The organism is Stenotrophomonas sp. a6 (assembly GCF_030913325.1).
In the GTDB taxonomy this organism is placed as follows: Bacteria; Pseudomonadota; Gammaproteobacteria; order Xanthomonadales; family Xanthomonadaceae; genus Stenotrophomonas; species Stenotrophomonas maltophilia.
In genome coordinates this window covers 4219560-4238140 of record NZ_CP133161.1, presented here as the reverse complement: position 1 = coordinate 4238140, position 18581 = coordinate 4219560, and the positions used below count along the sequence as shown (strand labels likewise).

The following is an 18581-nucleotide window of genomic DNA, read 5'->3' as shown; positions in this document are numbered from 1 at the left end:
ACGCAAGGCCCCCACGCCCCCCATGTCCCTCCTGCGCCCGCTGTCCCGTTCCCCGCGTCCCCTGCTGTTGCCCCTGCTGCTGGCCCTGGCGGCCTGTTCGGCGGGCAGGACCGATGCCCCGGCCATGCCCGAAGTGGGCGTCATCATCGCCCGCGCGCAGCCGCTGGCACTCCAGCAGACCTTGCCCGGCCGTGCCGTGCCGTTCGAGATCTCCGAGGTGCGGCCGCAGATCGGCGGCCTGATCCGCCAGCGGTTGTTCACCGAAGGCCAGCAGGTCAAGGCAGGGCAGCTGCTGTACCAGGTCGACCCGGCACCGTACCAGGCGGCCTTCGATACCGCCCGCGGGCAGCTGGCGCAGGCCGAGGCCACCGTGTTGTCGGCACAGCCGAAGGCCGAGCGTACCCGTGCGCTGGTGAGCATGGATGCAGCCAGCAAGCAGGACGCCGACGATGCCACCTCGGCATTGAAGCAGGCGCAGGCCAACGTGATTGCCGCGCGCGCTGCATTGCAGGCTGCCCGCATCAACCTCGACTACACCCGGGTGACCGCCCCCATCGACGGTCGCATCGGCACCTCCAGCGCCACCGCCGGCGCGCTGGTCGCGGCCGGCCAGGATACGGCGCTGACCACCATCCAGCGGCTGGACCCGGTGTACCTGGATGTCACCCAGTCCAGCACGCAGATGCTGGCGCTGCGCAAGCAGCTCGATGCGGGCCTGGTGAAGGCCATCGATGGCAAGGCACAGGTAAAGGTGCTGCTGGAGGACGGCAGCACCTACGCGCATGAAGGCACGTTGGAGTTCGTCGGCAGCGCAGTGGATCCGGGCACCGGCAACGTGAAGCTGCGCGCGGTCATTCCGAACCCGGACGGCCTGCTATTGCCGGGCATGTACCTGAAGGCGGTGCTGCCGATGGCCACCGACGCGCGTGCCCTGCTGGTGCCGCAGAAGGCGGTGGTGCGCAACGAGCGCGGCGAACCGCTGCTGCGCCTGCTCGACGCCAAGGATCATGTGGTCGAGCGCCGCGTCAGCACCGGCCAGGTGGTCGGTAACCAGTGGCAGATCACCAGCGGCCTCAAGGCTGGCGAACGGGTGATCGTCAGCAACGGCAGCGCGGTATCGCTCGGTCAGCAGGTGAAAGCGGTGGCGGCCACGATGGCGCAGTTGGCGGCGATGCCGGCGGTCGATCCGAACGGCAACACCGACGAAAAGTCGCACTGAGGCCTGGCCCACATGGTTCGTTTCTTCATCGACCGGCCGATCTTCGCCTGGGTGATCGCCATCGCGGTCAGCCTGCTCGGCCTGCTCGCGATCCTGATCCTGCCGGTGGACCGCTACCCGCAGATCGCCCCGCCCACCATCACCATCCGCGCCACCTACACCGGCGCCTCGTCGCAGACCGTGGAAAACGCGGTCACCCAGGTCATCGAGCAGTCCCAGCAAAGCCTCGATCACCTGATGTACATGACCTCGACCAGTGCCTCCGACGGCTCGGCGCAGGTCAACCTGGTGTTCGCCACCGGTACCAATCCGGATACCGCGCAGGTGCAGGTGCAGAACCAGCTGCAGGCCGCCATGGCCACGCTGCCGCAGGCGGTGCAGCAGAACGGCCTGACCATCACCAAGTCCAGTGGTTCGATCTTCGAGGTGCTGTCGTTCACCAGCGAAGACGGCAGCATGGACAACTTCGATGTCGCCAACTTCATGGAAGCGCGCATCGATGACCAGATCAGCCGCGTCAGCGGTGTCGGCAACATCCAGCCGATCGGCCAGGAATACGCCATGCGCATCTGGCTGGATCCGGAGAAGATGCGCCAGTACGCGCTGATGCCCTCGGACATCGAGACCGCACTGCAGGCACAGAACACCGATGTCTCCGCCGGTGAGCTGGGTGGCCAGCCGGCGCTGAAGGGCCAGCAGCTCGACGCCACGGTAACCGCGCGCAGCCGCCTGCACACGCCCGAGCAGTTCGCGCAGGTGGTGCTCAAGGCCGATGCCAACGGCGGCGTGGTGCGTCTGGGCGACGTGGCGAAGATCGGCCTCGGGCCGGAAAGCTACGACAGCATCAGCACCTTCAATGGCAAGCCGTCGGCGTCGCTGGGCATTGAACTCAATGCCGGTGCCAACGCGATCGCCGTCTCCAAGGCCATCGATGCACGGCTTCAGCAGCTGCAGAAGTACTGGCCGCATGGCTACACCGCCCACGTGGCCTTCACCACCACGCCATTCGTGACCATTTCGCTGAAGGAAGTGGTGATCACCCTGATCGAAGCGATCATCCTGGTGGTGCTGGTGATGTACCTGTTCCTGCAGAACTGGCGCGCCACGCTGATCCCGACCATCGCGGTGCCGGTGGTGCTGCTGGGCACGTTCGGCGTGCTGGCTGCATTCGGGTATTCGATCAACACCCTGACCATGTTCGCACTGGTGCTGGCCATCGGCCTGCTGGTGGACGATGCCATCGTGGTGGTGGAGAACGTGGAGCGGGTGATGACCTTCGAAGGGCTGGCGCCGAAGCCGGCCACGCTGAAGGCGATGGGCCAGATCACCGGCGCGCTGGTCGGCATCGTGCTGGTGCTGACCGCGGTGTTCCTGCCGATGGCGTTCTTCAGCGGTGTAACCGGGGTGATCTATCGCCAGTTCTCGGTGACGATCGCCGCCGCGATGATCCTGTCGGTGCTGGTGGCGATGACCATCACCCCGGCACTGTGTGGCAGCATCCTGCACCAGATTCCCAAGGGCGGCCATCCGCATGGCGACCACGGTGGCGAGCCGAGCCTGCTGGGCAAGTTCTTCATCTGGTTCAACCACCGCTTCGAGCGCACCTCCAACGGCCTGCGTCACCGTGTGGATCGTTTCCTCGGCCGCCGCACGCTCGGCGTGCTGTTCTACCTGGTGCTGAGCGTGGCCACCGGCCTGTTGCTGTGGCACCTGCCGGGCGCGTTCCTGCCCGATGAAGACCAGGGCATGCTCAACGCGCTGGTGAAGCTGCCGGCCGGTTCCACGCTGGAGCAGACGCGGGCGGTGATGGATCGTCTGAGTGCCGTCGCGGTGAAGGACGACGGCGTGCTCTCGATCCAGGCCACCGCCGGTTTCAGTGTTACCGGCAGCGGCCAGAACGTCGGCCAGGCCTTCATCCGCCTGAAGGACTGGGATGACCGCAAGGACGACGCCGATACCATCGCCGCACGCTTGACGCGGGCGATGGCCAGCGTGCCCGATGCGCAGGTGTTCATCACCTCGCCACCGGCCATCCTCGGCCTCGGCGATGCGGGTGGCTTCACCCTGGAACTGCAGGACGAAGGCGGTGCCGGCCATGCCGCCGCCGTGGCCGCGCGCACCACGCTGCTGAAAGAAGCCGCCAAGGACCCGAAGCTGGTCAACGTGCGCTACGCCAGCCTGGAAGACGCGCCGGTATACGCGGTGAAGGTGGACGACGCCAAGGCGCAGGCGATGGGCGTGAACCCGCAGGACGTCAATGACACCTTGAACGCGGCGTTGGGCGGCGACTTCGTCAACAACTTCATCTACAAGGGCCGCATCAAGAAGGTGTTCATCCAGGGCACCGCCGAAGCACGCATGCAGCCGCAGGACATCGAGCGCTGGAGCGTGCGCAACCAGGCCGGGCAGATGGTGCCGCTGTCGTCGCTGATCAGCACGCATTGGACCAGTGCGCCGGCCGCACTGCAGCGCTACAACGGCATCTCGGCGATGGAAATCACCGGCCAGCCGGCACCGGGCGTCAGCTCCGGCGAGGCGATGGCCGAGATCGCGCGCCTGGCCGACACGCTGCCGGAAGGCTTCAGTCACGCCTGGTCGGACATGGCCTACCAGGAACAGCTGTCGGGCAACCAGGCGCCGATGCTGTACGCCATCTCGCTGCTGTTCGTGTTCCTGTGCCTGGCCGCGCTGTATGAAAGCTGGGCGGTGCCGTTCGCGGTGATGCTGGCGGTGCCGGTGGGCGTGTTCGGCGCCGTGCTGATGATGAACCTGCGTGGCCTCAACAACGACGTGTACTTCCAGGTCGGCCTGCTGACCACGATTGGTCTGGCAGCGAAGAACGGCATCCTGATCGTCGAGTTCGCGCGCATCCTCGAACAGCAGGGCAGGAGTACCCGCGACGCAATCCTGCAGGCGGTCTACCTGCGGCTGCGGCCGATCGTGATGACTTCGCTGGCGTTCCTGATGGGCGTGTTGCCGCTGGTATTTGCCACCGGCGCCGGTTCGGCTGCGCGCCGTTCGCTGGGCACGGGCGTGGCCGGCGGTACGGTGGCCTCGATGGTGCTGGGCATGTTCTTCGTGCCGTTGTTCTACCTGCTGGTGCGCCGCCTGTTCCCGGGCCGCGCGCCGGCCGACGCCACTGTCCCGGAGACAAGCCCATGAAGCCGATGCTGCTGCGCGCCCTGGCGGCCGCAACGATGACCGCCGTGCTGGGCGGCTGCGTGAGCATGGCCCCACACTACCAGCGTCCCGAGGCGCCGGTGCCGGCACAGTTCGGCAATGCCGGCACCGGCGAGGCTGAGCCGGCACTGGCGATGCCGGCCTGGCGCGAAGTGTTCCTGGAACCGCGCCTGCAGCAGGTCATCGCGCTGGCGCTGCAGAACAACCGCGACCTGCGCGTGGCGGTGCTGCAGGTGGAGAAGGAGCGCGCGCAGTACCGCATCCAGCGCGCGGCACTGCTGCCGTCGGTGGATGCCAGCGGCAGTGTCACCCGTTCGCGGGTGAGCGATGCCAACAGCGAGACCGGCGTCACCCAGCAGACCGAATCCGATGCCGTGCAGGTGGGTATCAGCAGCTGGGAGCTGGACCTGTTCGGGCGTATCCGCAGCCTGAAGAACGAGGCGCTGCAGAACTGGCTGGCCAGCGCCGAGAACCAGCGCGCCGCGCGCACCAGCCTGGTGGCTGAAGTGGCGACGGCCTGGCTGGCGCTGGCGGCCGACGAGCAGTCGCTGGCATTCACGCAACAAACGCTGGACAGCCAGCAGCAGACCCTTCAGCGCACCGAGGCCCGCCATGCACAGGGGCTGGCCTCGGGCCTGGACCTGTCGCAGGTGCAGACCAGCGTGGAAGCCGCGCGCGGGGCGCTGGCGAAGCTGCAGACCCAGCAGGCGCAGGATCGCGATGCATTGCAGCTGTTGGTGGGGGCACCGCTGGATCCGGCCCTGCTGCCAACCGCGCAGGCGCTGGATGGCAGCGTCGCATTGGCGCCGCTGCCCGCCAACCTGCCGTCCAGCGTGTTGCTGCAGCGCCCGGACGTGCTGTCCGCCGAGCATGCATTGCAGGCAGCCAACGCCGATATCGGTGCCGCGCGCGCCGCATTCTTCCCGACGCTGGCGTTGACCGCCAACTACGGCCACAGTTCCACCGCGTTGTCGACGCTGTTCTCGGCCGGCACCCGTGGCTGGTCGTTCGCGCCCAGCATCACCGCGCCGATTTTCCATGCCGGTGCACTGAAGGCCTCGCTGGATGCCTCGAAGATCGGCAAGGACATCGGCATCGCGCAGTACGAGAAGGCGATCCAGCAGGCCTTCAGTGAGGTGGCCGATGCGCTGGCCACGCGCGATCACCTGACCGCGCAGCTGGACGCGCAACGCGCGTTGGTGGCTGACAGCCAGCGCAGCTACACCTTGGCCGATGCTCGCTACCGCACTGGACTGGATGGCTACCTGCAGTCGTTGGATGCGCAGCGCAGCCTGTATGCCGCGCAGCAGGACCTGATCGCCCTGCAGCAGCAGGAGGCGGGCAACCGGGTGACGTTGTTCAAGGTGTTGGGTGGTGGCGCCGACGCGCGGTAACGCGCCCGCCAATGTGGGTGTGCCTTCCGCTCCGGTAGGTGCCGACCTTGGTCGGCACAAATGCATGCAGCATCGCGATCTGATGATTCGTGCCGACCAAGGTCGGCACCCACCAGAAGCAGGTGCGGCCGCTTATGCCACGCGGCCGCGGCGCGCCCGCTCCAGATGCACCAGCAGCAGCGAGATCGCTGCCGGGGTCATGCCCGGGATGCGCTGCGCCTGGCCGATGGTCTGCGGGCGCACGCGCTCCAGCTTCTGCAGCGCTTCGGCCGACAGCCCGCGTACCGTCGCATAATCGAAGGCTTCAGCGATCGGCGTGGCTTCGTGCCGCTGCTGGCGCTCGATTTCCTCGCGCTGGCGATCCAGGTAGCCGGCGTACTTCACGCCGATCTCCACCTGCTCGGCCACCTTGGCGTCGGCCACGGCCGGGCCCAGCGACGGCACCTGCATCAGCTGCGCGTAATCCAGCTCGGGGCGCTTGATCAGGTCCAGCACATTGGTTTCGCGGCTGACCGCCACGCCCAGCGTGTCCTGTACCTCGCGGCCCAGTGCATTGGCCGGCGTGGCCCACAGCGCACCCAGGCGCGCGCGCTCGGCGGCGACGGCGGCCTGCTTGGTTTCGAACGCGCTCCAGCGATGGTCATCCACCAGGCCCATTTCGCGGCCGGCGGGGGTCAGGCGCTGGTCGGCATTGTCCTCGCGCAGCTGCAGGCGGTATTCGGCGCGGCTGGTGAACATGCGGTAGGGCTCGTTGGTGCCGTGGGTGATCAGGTCATCCACCAGCACGCCCAGGTACGCCTCGTCGCGGCGCGGGCACCAGCCATCCAGTCCACGTACCTGGCGTGCGGCGTTGAGGCCGGCCAGCAGGCCCTGCGCGGCCGCTTCTTCATAGCCGGTGGTGCCGTTGATCTGGCCGGCGAAGAACAGGCCGTTGACCAGCTTGGTTTCCAGCGAGGCCTTCAGCCCGCGCGGATCGAAGAAGTCGTACTCGATCGCGTAGCCCGGGCGGGTGATGTGCGCGTTTTCGAAACCACGGATGCTGCGCACCATCTCCAGCTGCACATCGAACGGCAGCGAGGTGGAGATGCCGTTGGGATAGATCTCGACGATGCCCAGGCCTTCGGGTTCGACGAAGATCTGGTGGCTGGCCTTCTCGGCGAAGCGCACCACCTTGTCCTCGATGGACGGGCAGTAGCGCGGGCCGATGCCTTCGATCTGGCCGCTGTACAGCGGCGAGCGATGCAGCGCGTCGCGGATGATCTGGTGGGTCTGTTCGGTGGTGTGGGTGATCCAGCAGCTGACCTGCTGCGGATGCTCGTCCACCGAGCCGAGGAAGGACATCACCGGGCGCGGCGAATCACCGGGCTGCTCATCCATCACGCCGTAGTCCAGCGAGCGGCCGTCGATGCGCGGCGGCGTGCCGGTCTTCAGGCGGTCCACCTGGAACGGGCGCTCGCGCAGGCGCGCGGCCAGCGTGGTGGCCGGCGGGTCGCCCATGCGGCCGGCGGCGTACTGGGTGGGGCCCACATGGATCTTGCCGGCGAGGAAGGTACCGGCCGTCAGCACCACGGCCCCGGCGTCGAAACGCAGGCCGGTCTGGGTGATGACGCCGCGCACGGCGTCGCCTTCGATGACCAGATCGTCCACTGCGGCCTGGAACACGGTCAGGTTGGCCTGGCCTTCGACGATGGCGCGTATCGCCATGCGGTACAGGTTGCGATCAGCCTGGCAACGGGTGGCACGCACGGCCGGGCCCTTGGAGGCGTTCAACGTGCGCCACTGGATGCCGGCGCGGTCGGCGGCATGCGCCATCGCACCGCCCAGGGCGTCGATTTCCTTGACCAGGTGGCCCTTGCCGATGCCGCCGATGGCCGGGTTGCAGCTCATCGCGCCCACCGTTTCGATGTTGTGGGTCAGCAGCAGGGTGCGCACGCCGGTGCGGGCCGCGGCCAGCGCGGCTTCGGTGCCAGCGTGGCCACCGCCGATGACGATGACGTCGTAACGATGGAAGGACGGATTCATGGGGGCTGTTCAGCTGGGGGCGGGCGCGGCCGGGGGGCGGCGCCGGGGTGGCGATTTTAGCGCCATTCGGGGCCCGGACGTCGGCGCCGGCCCGTTGGCGGCGAAATCAGGCCTAAAGTTGGCAGGATTTTTGCAGATAACCCAATAGCACCCATCGTGGCTGGCGCCGCAGGCGCCCGTGACCGGAATTGGAACAGGGGCCGGTACAGGCGCACGGTGGGGGAGCAGAGGGCCGGCAGTCGGGGGACTGTCCGGCCCTGTTTTTTTGGGGTGCCGGGAAAGGCCCCGCCCACGCATGGCGTGGATCTACTGACGCTGGGGCTCTCGCCGGTTGGCGGCCCGGCAAAACAAACGGCCCCGCATTGCGGGGCCGTCTGCCTTCAGAGGTGCCGACATCCGACAGGGCCGGAACAGGGGGGATCCAGATGTTCCTGTCGGATATCGACGTAGAGCTTTTTGCGGCGGCCCGTGTCGTTTTTGTCACTTTGTGACGCGGGCCGTCACTGTCCGCGTAGATTGCGGCTTGGACCGTGTGAAATGCAAGACGGTTCAGCGCTCAACTGTGCGCTGCGTCGCACGATCCATGTTGCGCCAGGGGGAACCGTTCATCCTCGGCGCACTCGGTGCCGGTGCCGGACGGGCCTGGGGCGCCGGCGGCTGTGCGTTCGACTGCGGCGGGCGGCGCATCGAGTCCATGTTCCGCCACGGCGAACCACCGTTGTACGACGGTCGCGACGGCGGCGGCGGACGGTGCTCGCCACCATTGCCCGGACGCGGCGGCGGGCGGTGGTTGTGCGGCGGGCGGTAGATCGGGCGCGAGTAGTACGGGTTGCCATAGCCGCCGTAATAGCCGCCATAGCCACCGTAGTACGGGTAGCCGTAGTTGTAGGGATAGCCGGCCGGGTAGCGGTACTCCACCGACGGCGCGCCGTGGTAGTAGCCGCCACCGCGGCCACCGCCTACATAGTCGTAGGTGGTGCAGCCAGTCAGGCCCAACAACAGGCCACCGGCAAGCAACAGGCGCATTTTCATGGTGGGTCCCCCCAGAGGACGGATGTGCAGCCAGCTTCGTGCGCGGGCATTGAATCGGCCCTTAATTCGGCTGGCCAGGATGAATGGAGGCGTAGGCCTGCATGCTGGCATGACCTGTGCCCCGGTCGCCAGCGCGGGGGCATACGTTAATCTTGCGTCATGAGCGATTCACTGTTGCCCCGCGCCGATGATGTCCTGCTTGCTGCTGCGAGGATTGCCCCGCATGCCAGCGTGACCCCGGTGCTGCGCTCGCGCACCCTCGATGCAATGACCGGTGCGCAGTTGGCCTTCAAGGCCGAGCACCTGCAGCGTGGTGGCGCATTCAAGTTCCGTGGTGCCTGCAATGCGGTGTGGTCGCTGGATGCCGATCGCGCCAGTGCTGGTGTGGTGACCCATTCCTCCGGCAACCACGGCGCCGCGCTGGCCCTGGCCGCACGCACCCGGGGCATCCCCTGCCATGTGGTGGTGCCGGAGGGGGCGGTGGCCGCCAAACTGGCCAACATCGCCCGCCACGGCGCCACGCTCTGGCGCTGCCCGCCGACCATCGCCGACCGCGAGGCCACCTGCGCCAAGGTGCAGGCCGATACCGGCGCAACCCTGGTGCATCCCTATACGAACCCGGCGGTGATGGCCGGGCAGGGCACCGCGGCCCTGGAACTGCTGCACAGCGACGGCCCGTTCGACGCGCTGGTGGTGCCGGTGGGCGGCGGTGGCCTGGCCAGCGGTACCGCGCTGGCCCTGCAGCACGCCAGTCCGCAGACCCGGCTGATCCTGGCCGAGCCGGCCGGCGCCGATGACACCGCGCGCTCGCTGGCCATCGGCGAGCGCCAGGGCGCGTTCACCCCGGACACCATCTGCGATGGCCTGCGTACCCTGATTGGCGCGCCCAATTTCGAGTTGCTGCGCGCCGCCGGTGCCGAGGTGATCGTGGTCGATGACGCCGCGACGCTGGCGGCGATGCGCCTGCTGTGGGACGTGCTCAAGCAGGTGGTGGAGCCCTCTTCGGCCACCGTGCTGGCTGCGGTGCTGGCGCAGCCGCAGCGCTTCGCCGGCCTGCGCGTGGGCCTGGTGTTGTCCGGCGGCAACGTCGACCTGCCAGCGCTGCGCTGGGGGGCGGCGTGAGCCGCGGGCGGCACCGCGAACGCACCGGCCTGCTGGGCTGGTTGTGGCGGCTGTTCGTGCTGCTGGTGATCTGGCTGCTGGGCGTGACCGCCTGGATCGTCTGGGTGGGTGAACGCGACCAGGCCGCCAAGGCCGACGCCATCATCGTGCTGGGTGCGGCCGCCTATGACGCCAAGCCGTCACCGGTGTTCGAAGAACGCATCCGCCACGGGCTGGATCTGTATGAAGCACGCTATGCGCCGCTGCTGATCTTCACCGGTGGCTATGGCGGCACCGGTGCGCGCTTCTCCGAGTCGCAGGTGGCGCGGCGCTACGCGCTGAAGCATGGCGTGCCGGACGATGCGATCCTGATCGAAACCGCTTCGCGCAATACCGTGCAGAACCTGGTTGAAGCCAAGCGGCTGATGGACCAGCGCGGCCTGCACCGGGTGATCGTCGTCAGCGATCCGCTGCACATGGCGCGCGCGCTGCGCCTGAGCAAGGCGCTCGGCATCGATGCGCTGGCCTCGTCCACGCCCAGCACGCGCTTCCGCAGCTTCCACACCAGCTGGCGCTTCCTGGTGCAGGAAATCTATTTCTTCCACCGCGACCTGGTGCGCCCGCCGTTGAGTTCGCCGGCCAATACCTGAGGGCGGAAGCCTGCGTTGCGCACGGCGTCGCATTGGGTAGTGCCGGCCGCTGGCCGGCAGATGCCCCCCATGGAATCGTGAGGTTGCCGGCCAGCGGCCGGCACTACCAGACGATCAGGTCTGCTTGCGGCGGATTGGAATCGCCGACACCGCTCGGAATTGGCAGGTGCCAACCTTGGTTGGCACCATCTGTCAGATCGCGATGCTGCCGGCCAGCGGCCGGCACTACCGGACGATCAGGTCTGTTTGCGGCGGATTGGAATCGCCGACACCGCCCGAATTTGGTGGGTGCCGACCTTGGTCGGTACAACCTGTCAGATCGCGATGCTGCCTGCACTGTGCCGACCAAGGTCGGCACCCACCAGAGCGATTCGCGTATGGCGTCGCATTTGGTAGTGCTGGCCGCTGGCCGGCAGATGCCCATCATGGAATCGTGAGGTTGCCGGCCAGCGGCCGGCACTACCAGACGATCAGGTCTGCTTGCGGCGGATTGGAATGGCCGACACCGCTCGGAATTGGCAGGTGCCAACCTTGGTTGGCACCATCTGTCAGATCGCGATGCTGCCGGCACTGTGCCGACCAAGGTCGGCACCCACCAGAGCGATTCGCGTATGGCGTGGCATTTGGTAGTGCCGGCCGCTGGCCGGCAGATGGCCACCATGGAATCGTGAGGTTGCCGGCCAGCGGCCGGCACTACCAGACGATCAGGTCTGCTTGCGGCGGATCGGAATCGCCGACACCGCCCGAATTTTGTGGGTGCCGACCTTGGTCGATACAACCTGTCAGATCGCGATGCTGCCGGCACTGTGCCGACCAAGGTCGGCACCCACCAGAGCGATTCGCGTATGGCGTGGCATTTGGTAGTGCCGGCCGCTGGCCGGCAGATGGCCACCATGGAATCGTGAGGTTGCCGGCCAGCGGCCGGCACTACCAGACGATCAGGTCTGCTTGCGGCGGATCGGAATCGCCGACACCGGCACCGAGGCGACGTCATGCCCGCCTTCGCGGATCGGCGCGCCCGGGTCCGGTGCCCAGGCGTGGGCATAGATCACTTCCCAGCTGCTGGGCAGCTTGCCGTCGGCGCGCCGCATCGGCTCGTACGCCGCCGCCGCCGCCGCGAAACGGCCACGCCCGGTCAGTGTGTGGCGGCGGTCCACCCGCGCGTTGGTCGCACCCATCGCGCGCAGCTCGCGCATCAGCGAGGGCAGGTCGTCGTAGGTCAGGGTGAACAGATCGCGATCCAGCACCGGGTCGCGGAAGCCGGCCATCATCAGCGCGTCGCCGAACTGGGCGATCTGCGCGAAGCGGCTCACATGCGGACGATCATCGGCGGCGGCGAACGCTTCGTTGAGTTCCACCAGGGTTTCCGGGCCGAAGGTCGAGCACAGCAGCAGGCCACCGGGCTTGAGCACGCGACGGAATCCGGCGAACACCGCCGGCAGGTCGTCCACCCACTGCAGGCACAGGTTGCTGAAGATCACATCCACGCTGTTGTCGGCCAGCGGCAGCGCGGCGGCATCGCCGCACAGGCGCTGGAACGGCTTCCACCAGCCGGCCTGGCGCTTGGCCTGGTCCAGCATCGGCAGCGCCACATCCAGCGCGATCACCTGCGCCTTCGGCCAGCGCTTCTTCATCAACGCGCTGGCATGGCCGGTACCCGCGCCGATGTCCAGCACCACCTCGGGCTTGCGTGCCTCCAGGTAGTCCAGCGATTCGATCAGTCGCGACTGCACCTCGCGCTGCAGGGCGGCGGCGGCGTCGTAGCTGCTGGCGGCACGCGCGAACGCGCGGCGGACGTGGCGGGCATCGAAGTGGGACGGCATTGCGAAAGTCTCTTAGAACGTACCGGGGTAGGCGCCGCCGTCGATCAGCAGGTTCTGCCCGGTGAGGTAACCGGCCTGCGCACTGCACAGGAAGGCGCAGGCGGCGCCGAACTCGTCCGGCGTGCCGAAGCGGCCGGCGGGAATCTGCTGGCGGCGGCGCTCGGCCACTTCGCCAGCATCGCCGTCCTTGCCTGCACTGTGGGCGAAGTTGGCGCGCAGGCGGTCGGTGTCGAACTGGCCGGGCAGCAGGTTGTTGATGGTGACGTTGTGGGCCACGGTGCGGCGCGACAGGCCGGCGACGAAACCGGTCAGGCCGCTGCGCGCGCCGTTGGACAGCGCCAGGATGTCGATCGGGGCCTTCACCGCCGACGAGGTGATGTTGACGATGCGGCCGAAGCCACGCTCGATCATCGCGTCGACGGTGGCGCGGATCAGCGCGATCGGCGCCAGCATGTTGGCGTCCAGCGCGGCGATCCAGTCGTCGCGCTCGAAATTGCGGAAATCACCGGGCGGCGGACCACCGGCGTTGTTGACCAGGATGTCCACCTGCGGGCATGCGGCCAGTACTGCCGTGCGGCCGGCCTCGGTGGTGACATCGGCGGCGACCGCGCGCACCTCGGCAGAGCCGGGCAGGGCGCGCAGTGCTTCAGCGGCGGCCTGCAGCGCAGCATCACCACGGGCCACGATCACCACGTTGACGCCCTCGCGCACCAGCGCGCGCGCGCAGCCCAGGCCCAGCCCCTTGCTTGCGCCGCAGACCAGTGCCCAGCGGCCATTGATACCCAGATCCATGCGTCAATCCTGCGGAATTCGGAAGGCGCTCATTGTCCGCCATCGGCCGGTGACAGGCCGGCAACGAAGTGTTGCAGGACCGCGGCGACCTCGTCGGCATGGCCGAGGAAGGGCGCGTGGCCGCCGTGGGCGATGGTCAGCGCTTGCGCACCCGGGGCCAGTGCTGCGGCGGCCTGCATCGCCACCGGAGACACCAGCCGGTCACGCTGGCCGGCGATCCACAGACTGGGTTTGCCCAGCGTTGGCAGTGCCCCGCGCAGGTCAGTGCTCTCCAGCAGGCGCAGGCCTTCCAGCAGGGCGCGTTCGGTGGGCGCACCGCGCTCGACCAGGCGCTGGCGCAGGGTGCGCAGCTCATCGCGGGCGTGTGCCGAGCCCATTACGTCCAGCGCGAGGAAGCGTTCCAGCGTGCCGCTGAAGTCGGTCGCCAGCTCGCGGCCGAACTGCTCGAACACCGCCGGCTCCACCGCGTGCGGCCAGTCTTCGCCTCGCACGAAGCGCGGCGTGGCGGCGATCATCGCCAGCCCGCGCACCTTTGGCAGCGTGGCCGCCGCGTGCAATGCGAACAGGCCGCCCAGTGACCAGCCGCACCACACCGCCGGCGGCGTAGCCGCGGCAATGGCACCGACCACGAACGGCAGGCGCAGCGGCGTGGTGTCCTCGCGGCTGTGCCCATGGCCGGGCAGGTCGACCAGATGCAGGGTGAACTGGTCCGCAAGCCGCTGCACCAGCGGCGCGAACACGCCGCCCTGCAGGGCCCAACCGTGGATCAGCACCAGGTCCGGCCCACGGCCGGTGACGTCAATATGCATGGGCAACGACACGGAACTCAGGCAAAGACAGGCAGCGGCGGTGGCGCGGCTTCACGCACGGCCAGGGCCACGCGTTCGCGCGCGCTGGCGATGGCCTCGACCAGCCCCCGCACCTGTTCCGGCGTGTGCAGCGCAGACAGTGTCACCCGCAGGCGTGCCTTGCCTTCCGGCACGGTCGGCGGGCGGATCGCACCGACCAGCCAGCCGGCCTGTTCCAGCGCCGTGGACATGGCCACGGCGGTGTGGTCATCGCCGCACAGCAGCGGTTGGATCGGCGTGTCCGAAGCCATCAGGTCCAGCCCGTGGCGGCGTGCTTCGCTGCGGAACAGCGCGATCAGGTCTGCCAGTTTGGAACGGCGCCAGTTGTCCCTGCGCGCCAGGCGCACCGCTTCAAGCGCAGCGGCGGCCATCGCCGGTGGCACGGCGGTGGTGTAGATGTACGGGCGTGCGGTCTCGGCCAGATGCTCGATCAGGTCGTCGCGGCCCAGCACCAGTGCACCGGAACCGCCCAGTGCCTTGCCCAGCGTGACCAGCTGCAGCGGCACATCGTCCACGCCCAGTCCGGCGGCGGCCACGGCACCCCGGCCATCACCGACCACGCCTACACCGTGCGCATCATCCACATAGAACAGCGCCTGCTGCAGGCGTGCCACAAGCGACAATGCACGCAGCGGTGCGATGTCGCCATCCATGCTGAAAACACCATCGGTGGCCAGCATTGCCGCGCCATCGGGCGCATGCTTGAGCTGACGCATTGCGCCTTCCGCATCCAGGTGCGGATAACGGCGCAGGCGTGCACCGGCCAACCGGGTGGCATCGAGCAGGCTGGCGTGGTTGAGCTTGTCCTGTACGCAGACATCGTTCTCTTCGCTCAGCAGCGCCTGCTGCACCGCCAGGTTGGCGGCGAAGCCACTGCCGAACAGCAGCGCACGCGGATAGCCAAGCCATTCGGCCACCTCGCGTTCCAGCGCCTCATGCAGGGCATGATGGCCGCAGACCAGGTGCGAGGCACCTGCGCCAGCGCCTTCGCGTGCGGCGGCGTCCTGCAGCGCGTTGACCACGCTGAACTGCTGGGCCAGGCCGAGGTAGTCGTTGCTGCAGAAGCCGGTCAGCCACTGGCCGTCCACTTCCAGGCGCACGCCATCGCGACGGGTGACCGTGCGTCGCGGGCGGCGACGGCCTTGGGCATCGCGCAGGGCGCGCTGGGCGTGGAGGCGAGCGGTCAGGTCGGGGCGGGCCATGGTGGCTGAATGCGTCGACGGGGCGGCTAGGGTAGCGCGTTGCCGCGGCGCCTGCTTGCGGCCCGTCTCAGGCCGCGTGAGCGCAGCCACAGCCGGGCGTATCGGCACTGATATCGGCGTGCACGGTACCGCCGTGGTCGTGGCCCTCGGCATCCACCTGCACCGCCATCGGCCGCAGGCCCAGCCGGGCGAACAAGGCCAGGTCGCGTTCGCTCTCCGGGTTGCCGGTGGTCAGCAGTTTGTCGCCATAGAAGATCGAATTGGCACCGGCCAGGAAACACAGCGCCTGAAGCTCGTCGCTCATCGCCTCGCGCCCGGCCGACAGCCGCACCATCGAGCGCGGCATGGCGATGCGTGCCACCGCGATCATGCGCACGAACTCGAACGGGTCCAGTTCGGCACTGCCATGCAGCGGCGTGCCCGCCACCTGCACCAGCTTGTTGATCGGCACCGAATCGGGATGTGCCGGCAGCGAGGCCAGCGCCAGCAGCAGGCCGACGCGCTGCGCGCGCGTCTCGCCCATGCCGACGATGCCGCCGCAGCAGGTCTTCAGGCCGGCATCGCGCACGTGCTCCAGCGTATCCAGACGGTCCTGGTACTGGCGCGTGTGGATGATCGAATCGTAGTAGTCAGGCGCGGTGTCGAGGTTGTGGTTGTAGTAGTCCAGGCCCGCATCCTTCAGCGCACGCGCCTGCTCGCCGCTGAGCATGCCCAGCGTGGCGCAGGTCTCCAGCCCCAGTGCCTTCACCCCGGCGATCATCGCCGCCACCTTCGGGATGTCGCGGTCCTTCGGCGATCGCCACGCGGCGCCCATGCAGAAGCGCGATGCACCGGCGGCCTTGGCCTGGCGTGCCTTGGCCAGCACCGCGTCGGTCTCCATCAGCTTCTGCGCGTTCACCCCGGTGCTGTAGCGCTGCGCCTGCGGGCAGTACGCGCAGTCTTCCGGGCAGCCCCCGGTCTTCACCGACAACAGCGTGGACACCTGCACCTGCGCCGGATCGAAGTGTTCGCGGTGCACCGCGGCGGCGCGGAACAGCAGCTCGGGAAACGGCAGATCGAACAGCGCCTGCAGTTCGTCGTGTTGCCAGTCGTGGCGGATGGCAGCAGCCATGGCGGGACCTTGGATACGAGTGGAGCGAGGGCGGCAGTGTGGGTGGGCGCGGGGAGGCTGTCAACCATCTATATTTTAATTTGGTTTACGGATCGTTGGTGCAATAGAGCATCGAGCGAAGCGCCGCATTTCACCGCATGCTGCAAGGCGTCCAGCCACAGTGCCTGCTGCACAACGCAAGTGCTGGCGCGCAGACTCTTTCCCATGCTTGATCTTTACCGCCTTCGTGGCCGCATCACCGCGCTGGTCCTCAGCGAGGCCTGGCGCCGCCGCGCCGCGCTGTGGGGCGGCGCGGTGGCCGTGGCACTGGTGGCGATCCTGTTTGCCAAGGCCAGCGATGCGGCCTTCCATCTGTTCCAGCGCATCACCTCGCACTCGCCGTGGTGGGCCCTGCTGCTCACGCCGGGCATCTTCGCGCTGCTGGCCTGGCTCACTTCCGGCGTGCTGAAGCCCACGCGGGGCAGCGGTATTCCGCAGGTCATCGCTGCGCTGGACAAGGCTGATGAGCCGTTCCGGAAAACCAACCTTTCCCCAGCGGTTTCGGCCGGCAAGCTGCTGCTGACCTCGCTGTCGCTGCTGGGGGGCGCATCGGTCGGGCGCGAGGGACCCACCGTGCACGTAGGCGCCAGCCTGATGTATCTGTTCGGCCGCTGGTTCGGCTTCAAGGATCCCCGCGAGCTCTCGCATTTCCTGTTGGCCGGTGGCGCTGCTGGTATTGCGGCGGCGTTCAACACGCCGCTGGCCGGCATCGTCTTCGCCATTGAGGAGCTCAGCGGCCGTTTCGAACATCGCTTCTCCGGCACCCTGTTGACCGCGGTGATCGTCGGTGGCGTGGTATCGCTCGGTCTGTTGGGCAATTACACCTACTTCGGCCATGTGAGCGCGCGTCTGCCGCTCGGCCAGGGCTGGCTGGCGATCCTGCTGTGCGGCGTGGTGGCGGGCCTGCTGGGTGGGCTGTTCGCACGTGCGGTACTGGCCAGCGCGGCGGGCCGTCCGCGTTGGCTGGGCCAGCTGCGGCAGCGGCATCCGGTATTGCTGGCCGCGGGCTGCGGCCTGGTGGTGGTCGTGCTGGCCCTGGTGTTCGGCGAAGGCGCGTTCGGCACCGGTTACGAACAAGCGCGCAGCCTGGTGCAGGGCCAGGCGCTGGTCGGCCACGAGTTCGGGTTGATGAAGCTGCTGGCCAACCTGGCCTCGTATGTGGCGGGCATTCCCGGTGGCCTGTTCTCACCTGCGTTGGCGGTCGGCGCGGGACTCGGCCACAACCTGTCAGTGCTGATGCCGGGTGTGGACCCGCGCGCGTTCGTGTTGCTGGGCATGTGCGCCTACCTGACCGGTGTGACCCAGGCGCCACTGACCTCGGCGGTGATCTCGCTGGAGCTGACCGACAGCGGCGATCTGCTGCTGCCGATCCTGGCCACGGTGCTGATCGCGCGTGGTGTGTCCGGGCTGGTGTGCCGCGTGCCGATCTACCGCGGGTTGGCGGAGTTGTTGATAGTGCCGAAAACGGCTGAAGATGTGGCTGTCGAGGCGCCTGCTGTGCGAACCTCCCGCACCCGCGAAAATGGAGATGACTAGGAGCAATGCAGCCTGGAGCAGCAATTCTCCTCCCAGAGGAGGTGTTGGCGACGTTACGGTGCTACTTCGTGACCGATGATGGCTCGCTTCCGGAAGTGGAGCTCGCGTACCGTGAGGCCGCCGGAACGGCCGATGCGTTCGCCTATCTGTTTGCCTGCGGTGCCCGCGTCGCGGGTTCTGGAAGCGTGCAGCTCTGGCACCGTGCGGAAGATCTTGGTCAGCCGTTCTTGGGACCGGGCGACGCGCGACGCGTTCTCCAGGACGAAGTGGAACCCTTCCATGTCGGCCTTGCAGACATTGCCTGCGGCGGCGTTCTTCTGCCAGAACTGGGTGTGCTCGTCATGCGCCATGGGTTGATGCTCGATTACCGCATGGGAGCGTCATGGGGCCAGCGGGAGGTCCAGGCCTTCCTGCTCCTTCTGCACCAGTTGCAGCGGCGGGGTGGCGTGATGACCGTTCCCTGGTGGGGTGAAGAGGGTCAGCACAGGTTCGAAACCGCGTTGGCAGCCGTTGAGATTTCTTGAGCGGGTTTGCCGCAAGGCAGGCACGCAACGGATAGACAACGATCATTGCTTCAATCAACGCGATCAATCAGCCCTCCATCTTCACTCCAGCAGTGAAGCTGATTCCAC

General features: G+C 67.9%; 14 protein-coding genes. 7 read left to right on the top strand and 7 right to left on the bottom strand.

Features of this window, described 5'->3' with window-relative positions; translation table 11 throughout:
- The first annotated feature begins 22 nt into the window (after nt 1-22).
- The 3 genes from smeA to smeC are packed head-to-tail and all read left to right on the top strand — an operon-like array spanning nt 23 to nt 5793.
- Complete coding sequence (smeA, locus tag Q9Q79_RS19375) at nt 23-1219, top strand: multidrug efflux RND transporter periplasmic adaptor subunit SmeA (protein WP_201861628.1); 1197 nt, start codon at nt 23-25, stop codon at nt 1217-1219.
- 12 nt (nt 1220-1231) lie between these two features.
- Nucleotides 1232-4381, top strand: coding sequence for a multidrug efflux RND transporter permease subunit SmeB (gene smeB, locus Q9Q79_RS19370; protein WP_201861636.1), 3150 nt, complete (start codon nt 1232-1234; stop codon nt 4379-4381).
- Nucleotides 4378-5793, top strand: a complete 1416-nt coding sequence (smeC, locus tag Q9Q79_RS19365; RefSeq protein WP_049397694.1) for a multidrug efflux transporter outer membrane subunit SmeC — start codon at nt 4378-4380, stop codon at nt 5791-5793. Before smeB ends, smeC begins: the two co-directional genes overlap by 4 nt.
- A 132-nt stretch (nt 5794-5925) precedes the next feature.
- On the opposite strand, the gene mnmG is transcribed toward smeC, so the two are convergent.
- Nucleotides 5926-7815 carry a tRNA uridine-5-carboxymethylaminomethyl(34) synthesis enzyme MnmG gene (mnmG, locus tag Q9Q79_RS19360; protein WP_049451258.1) on the bottom strand — a complete coding sequence of 630 codons (1890 nt, stop codon included), beginning with the start codon at nt 7813-7815 and terminating at the stop codon, nt 5926-5928.
- A 549-nt stretch (nt 7816-8364) separates the two neighbouring features.
- A complete protein-coding gene (locus Q9Q79_RS19355) occupies nt 8365-8847 on the bottom strand; it encodes a hypothetical protein (protein ID WP_201861638.1) in 483 nt (160 codons plus the stop codon).
- Nucleotides 8848-9006: 159 nt separating this feature from the next.
- On the opposite strand from Q9Q79_RS19355, the gene Q9Q79_RS19350 reads away from it, so the two are divergent.
- The gene (locus tag Q9Q79_RS19350) at nt 9007-9969 is read left to right on the top strand and encodes a pyridoxal-phosphate dependent enzyme (protein WP_049451257.1); all 963 of its coding nucleotides are present in this window, start codon (nt 9007-9009) and stop codon (nt 9967-9969) included.
- The gene (locus Q9Q79_RS19345) at nt 9954-10598 is read left to right on the top strand and encodes a YdcF family protein (RefSeq protein ID WP_024958800.1); all 645 of its coding nucleotides are present in this window, start codon (nt 9954-9956) and stop codon (nt 10596-10598) included. The genes Q9Q79_RS19350 and Q9Q79_RS19345 overlap by 16 nt, the downstream gene beginning before the upstream one ends.
- A gap of 938 nt (nt 10599-11536) precedes the next feature.
- On the opposite strand, the gene bioC is transcribed toward Q9Q79_RS19345, so the two are convergent.
- From bioC to bioB, 5 genes are all read right to left on the bottom strand, one after another.
- Nucleotides 11537-12421: a malonyl-ACP O-methyltransferase BioC gene (bioC, locus tag Q9Q79_RS19340; RefSeq protein WP_005414800.1), complete on the bottom strand. Its 885-nt coding sequence runs from the start codon at nt 12419-12421 to the stop codon at nt 11537-11539.
- Nucleotides 12422-12433: 12 nt separating this feature from the next.
- Nucleotides 12434-13213, bottom strand: coding sequence for an SDR family oxidoreductase (locus Q9Q79_RS19335; protein ID WP_201861640.1), 780 nt, complete (start codon nt 13211-13213; stop codon nt 12434-12436).
- Between the two features lie 29 nt (nt 13214-13242).
- Nucleotides 13243-14022 carry a pimeloyl-ACP methyl ester esterase BioH gene (gene bioH, locus Q9Q79_RS19330; RefSeq protein ID WP_201861647.1) on the bottom strand — a complete coding sequence of 260 codons (780 nt, stop codon included), beginning with the start codon at nt 14020-14022 and terminating at the stop codon, nt 13243-13245.
- Between the two features lie 17 nt (nt 14023-14039).
- Complete coding sequence (gene bioF / locus Q9Q79_RS19325) at nt 14040-15263, bottom strand: 8-amino-7-oxononanoate synthase (protein ID WP_024958354.1); 1224 nt, start codon at nt 15261-15263, stop codon at nt 14040-14042.
- 67 nt (nt 15264-15330) lie between these two features.
- Nucleotides 15331-16374 (bottom strand): biotin synthase BioB, encoded by a 1044-nt coding sequence (gene bioB / locus Q9Q79_RS19320; RefSeq protein WP_043034226.1) that lies wholly within the window; start codon nt 16372-16374, stop codon nt 15331-15333.
- A 204-nt stretch (nt 16375-16578) separates the two neighbouring features.
- On the opposite strand from bioB, the gene Q9Q79_RS19315 reads away from it, so the two are divergent.
- Both Q9Q79_RS19315 and Q9Q79_RS19310 read left to right on the top strand, forming a co-directional pair.
- On the top strand, nt 16579-17949 hold the full coding sequence (locus Q9Q79_RS19315; RefSeq protein ID WP_201861648.1) for a chloride channel protein: 1371 nt from the start codon (nt 16579-16581) through the stop codon (nt 17947-17949).
- 68 nt (nt 17950-18017) lie between these two features.
- Complete coding sequence (locus Q9Q79_RS19310; RefSeq protein WP_201861649.1) at nt 18018-18473, top strand: hypothetical protein; 456 nt, start codon at nt 18018-18020, stop codon at nt 18471-18473.
- Nucleotides 18474-18581 lie beyond the last annotated feature (108 nt).

Bases quoted from the DNA above. Each gene is read 5' to 3' on its own strand.
- smeA (WP_201861628.1), top strand. From the start codon at position 23: ATGTCCCTCCTGCGCCCGCTGTCCCGTTCCCCGCGTCCCCTGCTGTTG.
- smeB (WP_201861636.1), top strand. From the start codon at position 1,232: ATGGTTCGTTTCTTCATCGACCGGCCGATCTTCGCCTGGGTGATCGCC.
- smeC (WP_049397694.1), top strand. From the start codon at position 4,378: ATGAAGCCGATGCTGCTGCGCGCCCTGGCGGCCGCAACGATGACCGCC.
- mnmG (WP_049451258.1), bottom strand. From the start codon at position 7,815: ATGAATCCGTCCTTCCATCGTTACGACGTCATCGTCATCGGCGGTGGC.
- Q9Q79_RS19355 (WP_201861638.1), bottom strand. From the start codon at position 8,847: ATGAAAATGCGCCTGTTGCTTGCCGGTGGCCTGTTGTTGGGCCTGACT.
- Q9Q79_RS19350 (WP_049451257.1), top strand. From the start codon at position 9,007: ATGAGCGATTCACTGTTGCCCCGCGCCGATGATGTCCTGCTTGCTGCT.
- bioC (WP_005414800.1), bottom strand. From the start codon at position 12,421: ATGCCGTCCCACTTCGATGCCCGCCACGTCCGCCGCGCGTTCGCGCGT.
- Q9Q79_RS19335 (WP_201861640.1), bottom strand. From the start codon at position 13,213: ATGGATCTGGGTATCAATGGCCGCTGGGCACTGGTCTGCGGCGCAAGC.
- bioH (WP_201861647.1), bottom strand. From the start codon at position 14,022: ATGCATATTGACGTCACCGGCCGTGGGCCGGACCTGGTGCTGATCCAC.
- bioF (WP_024958354.1), bottom strand. From the start codon at position 15,263: ATGGCCCGCCCCGACCTGACCGCTCGCCTCCACGCCCAGCGCGCCCTG.
- bioB (WP_043034226.1), bottom strand. From the start codon at position 16,374: ATGGCTGCTGCCATCCGCCACGACTGGCAACACGACGAACTGCAGGCG.
- Q9Q79_RS19315 (WP_201861648.1), top strand. From the start codon at position 16,579: ATGCTTGATCTTTACCGCCTTCGTGGCCGCATCACCGCGCTGGTCCTC.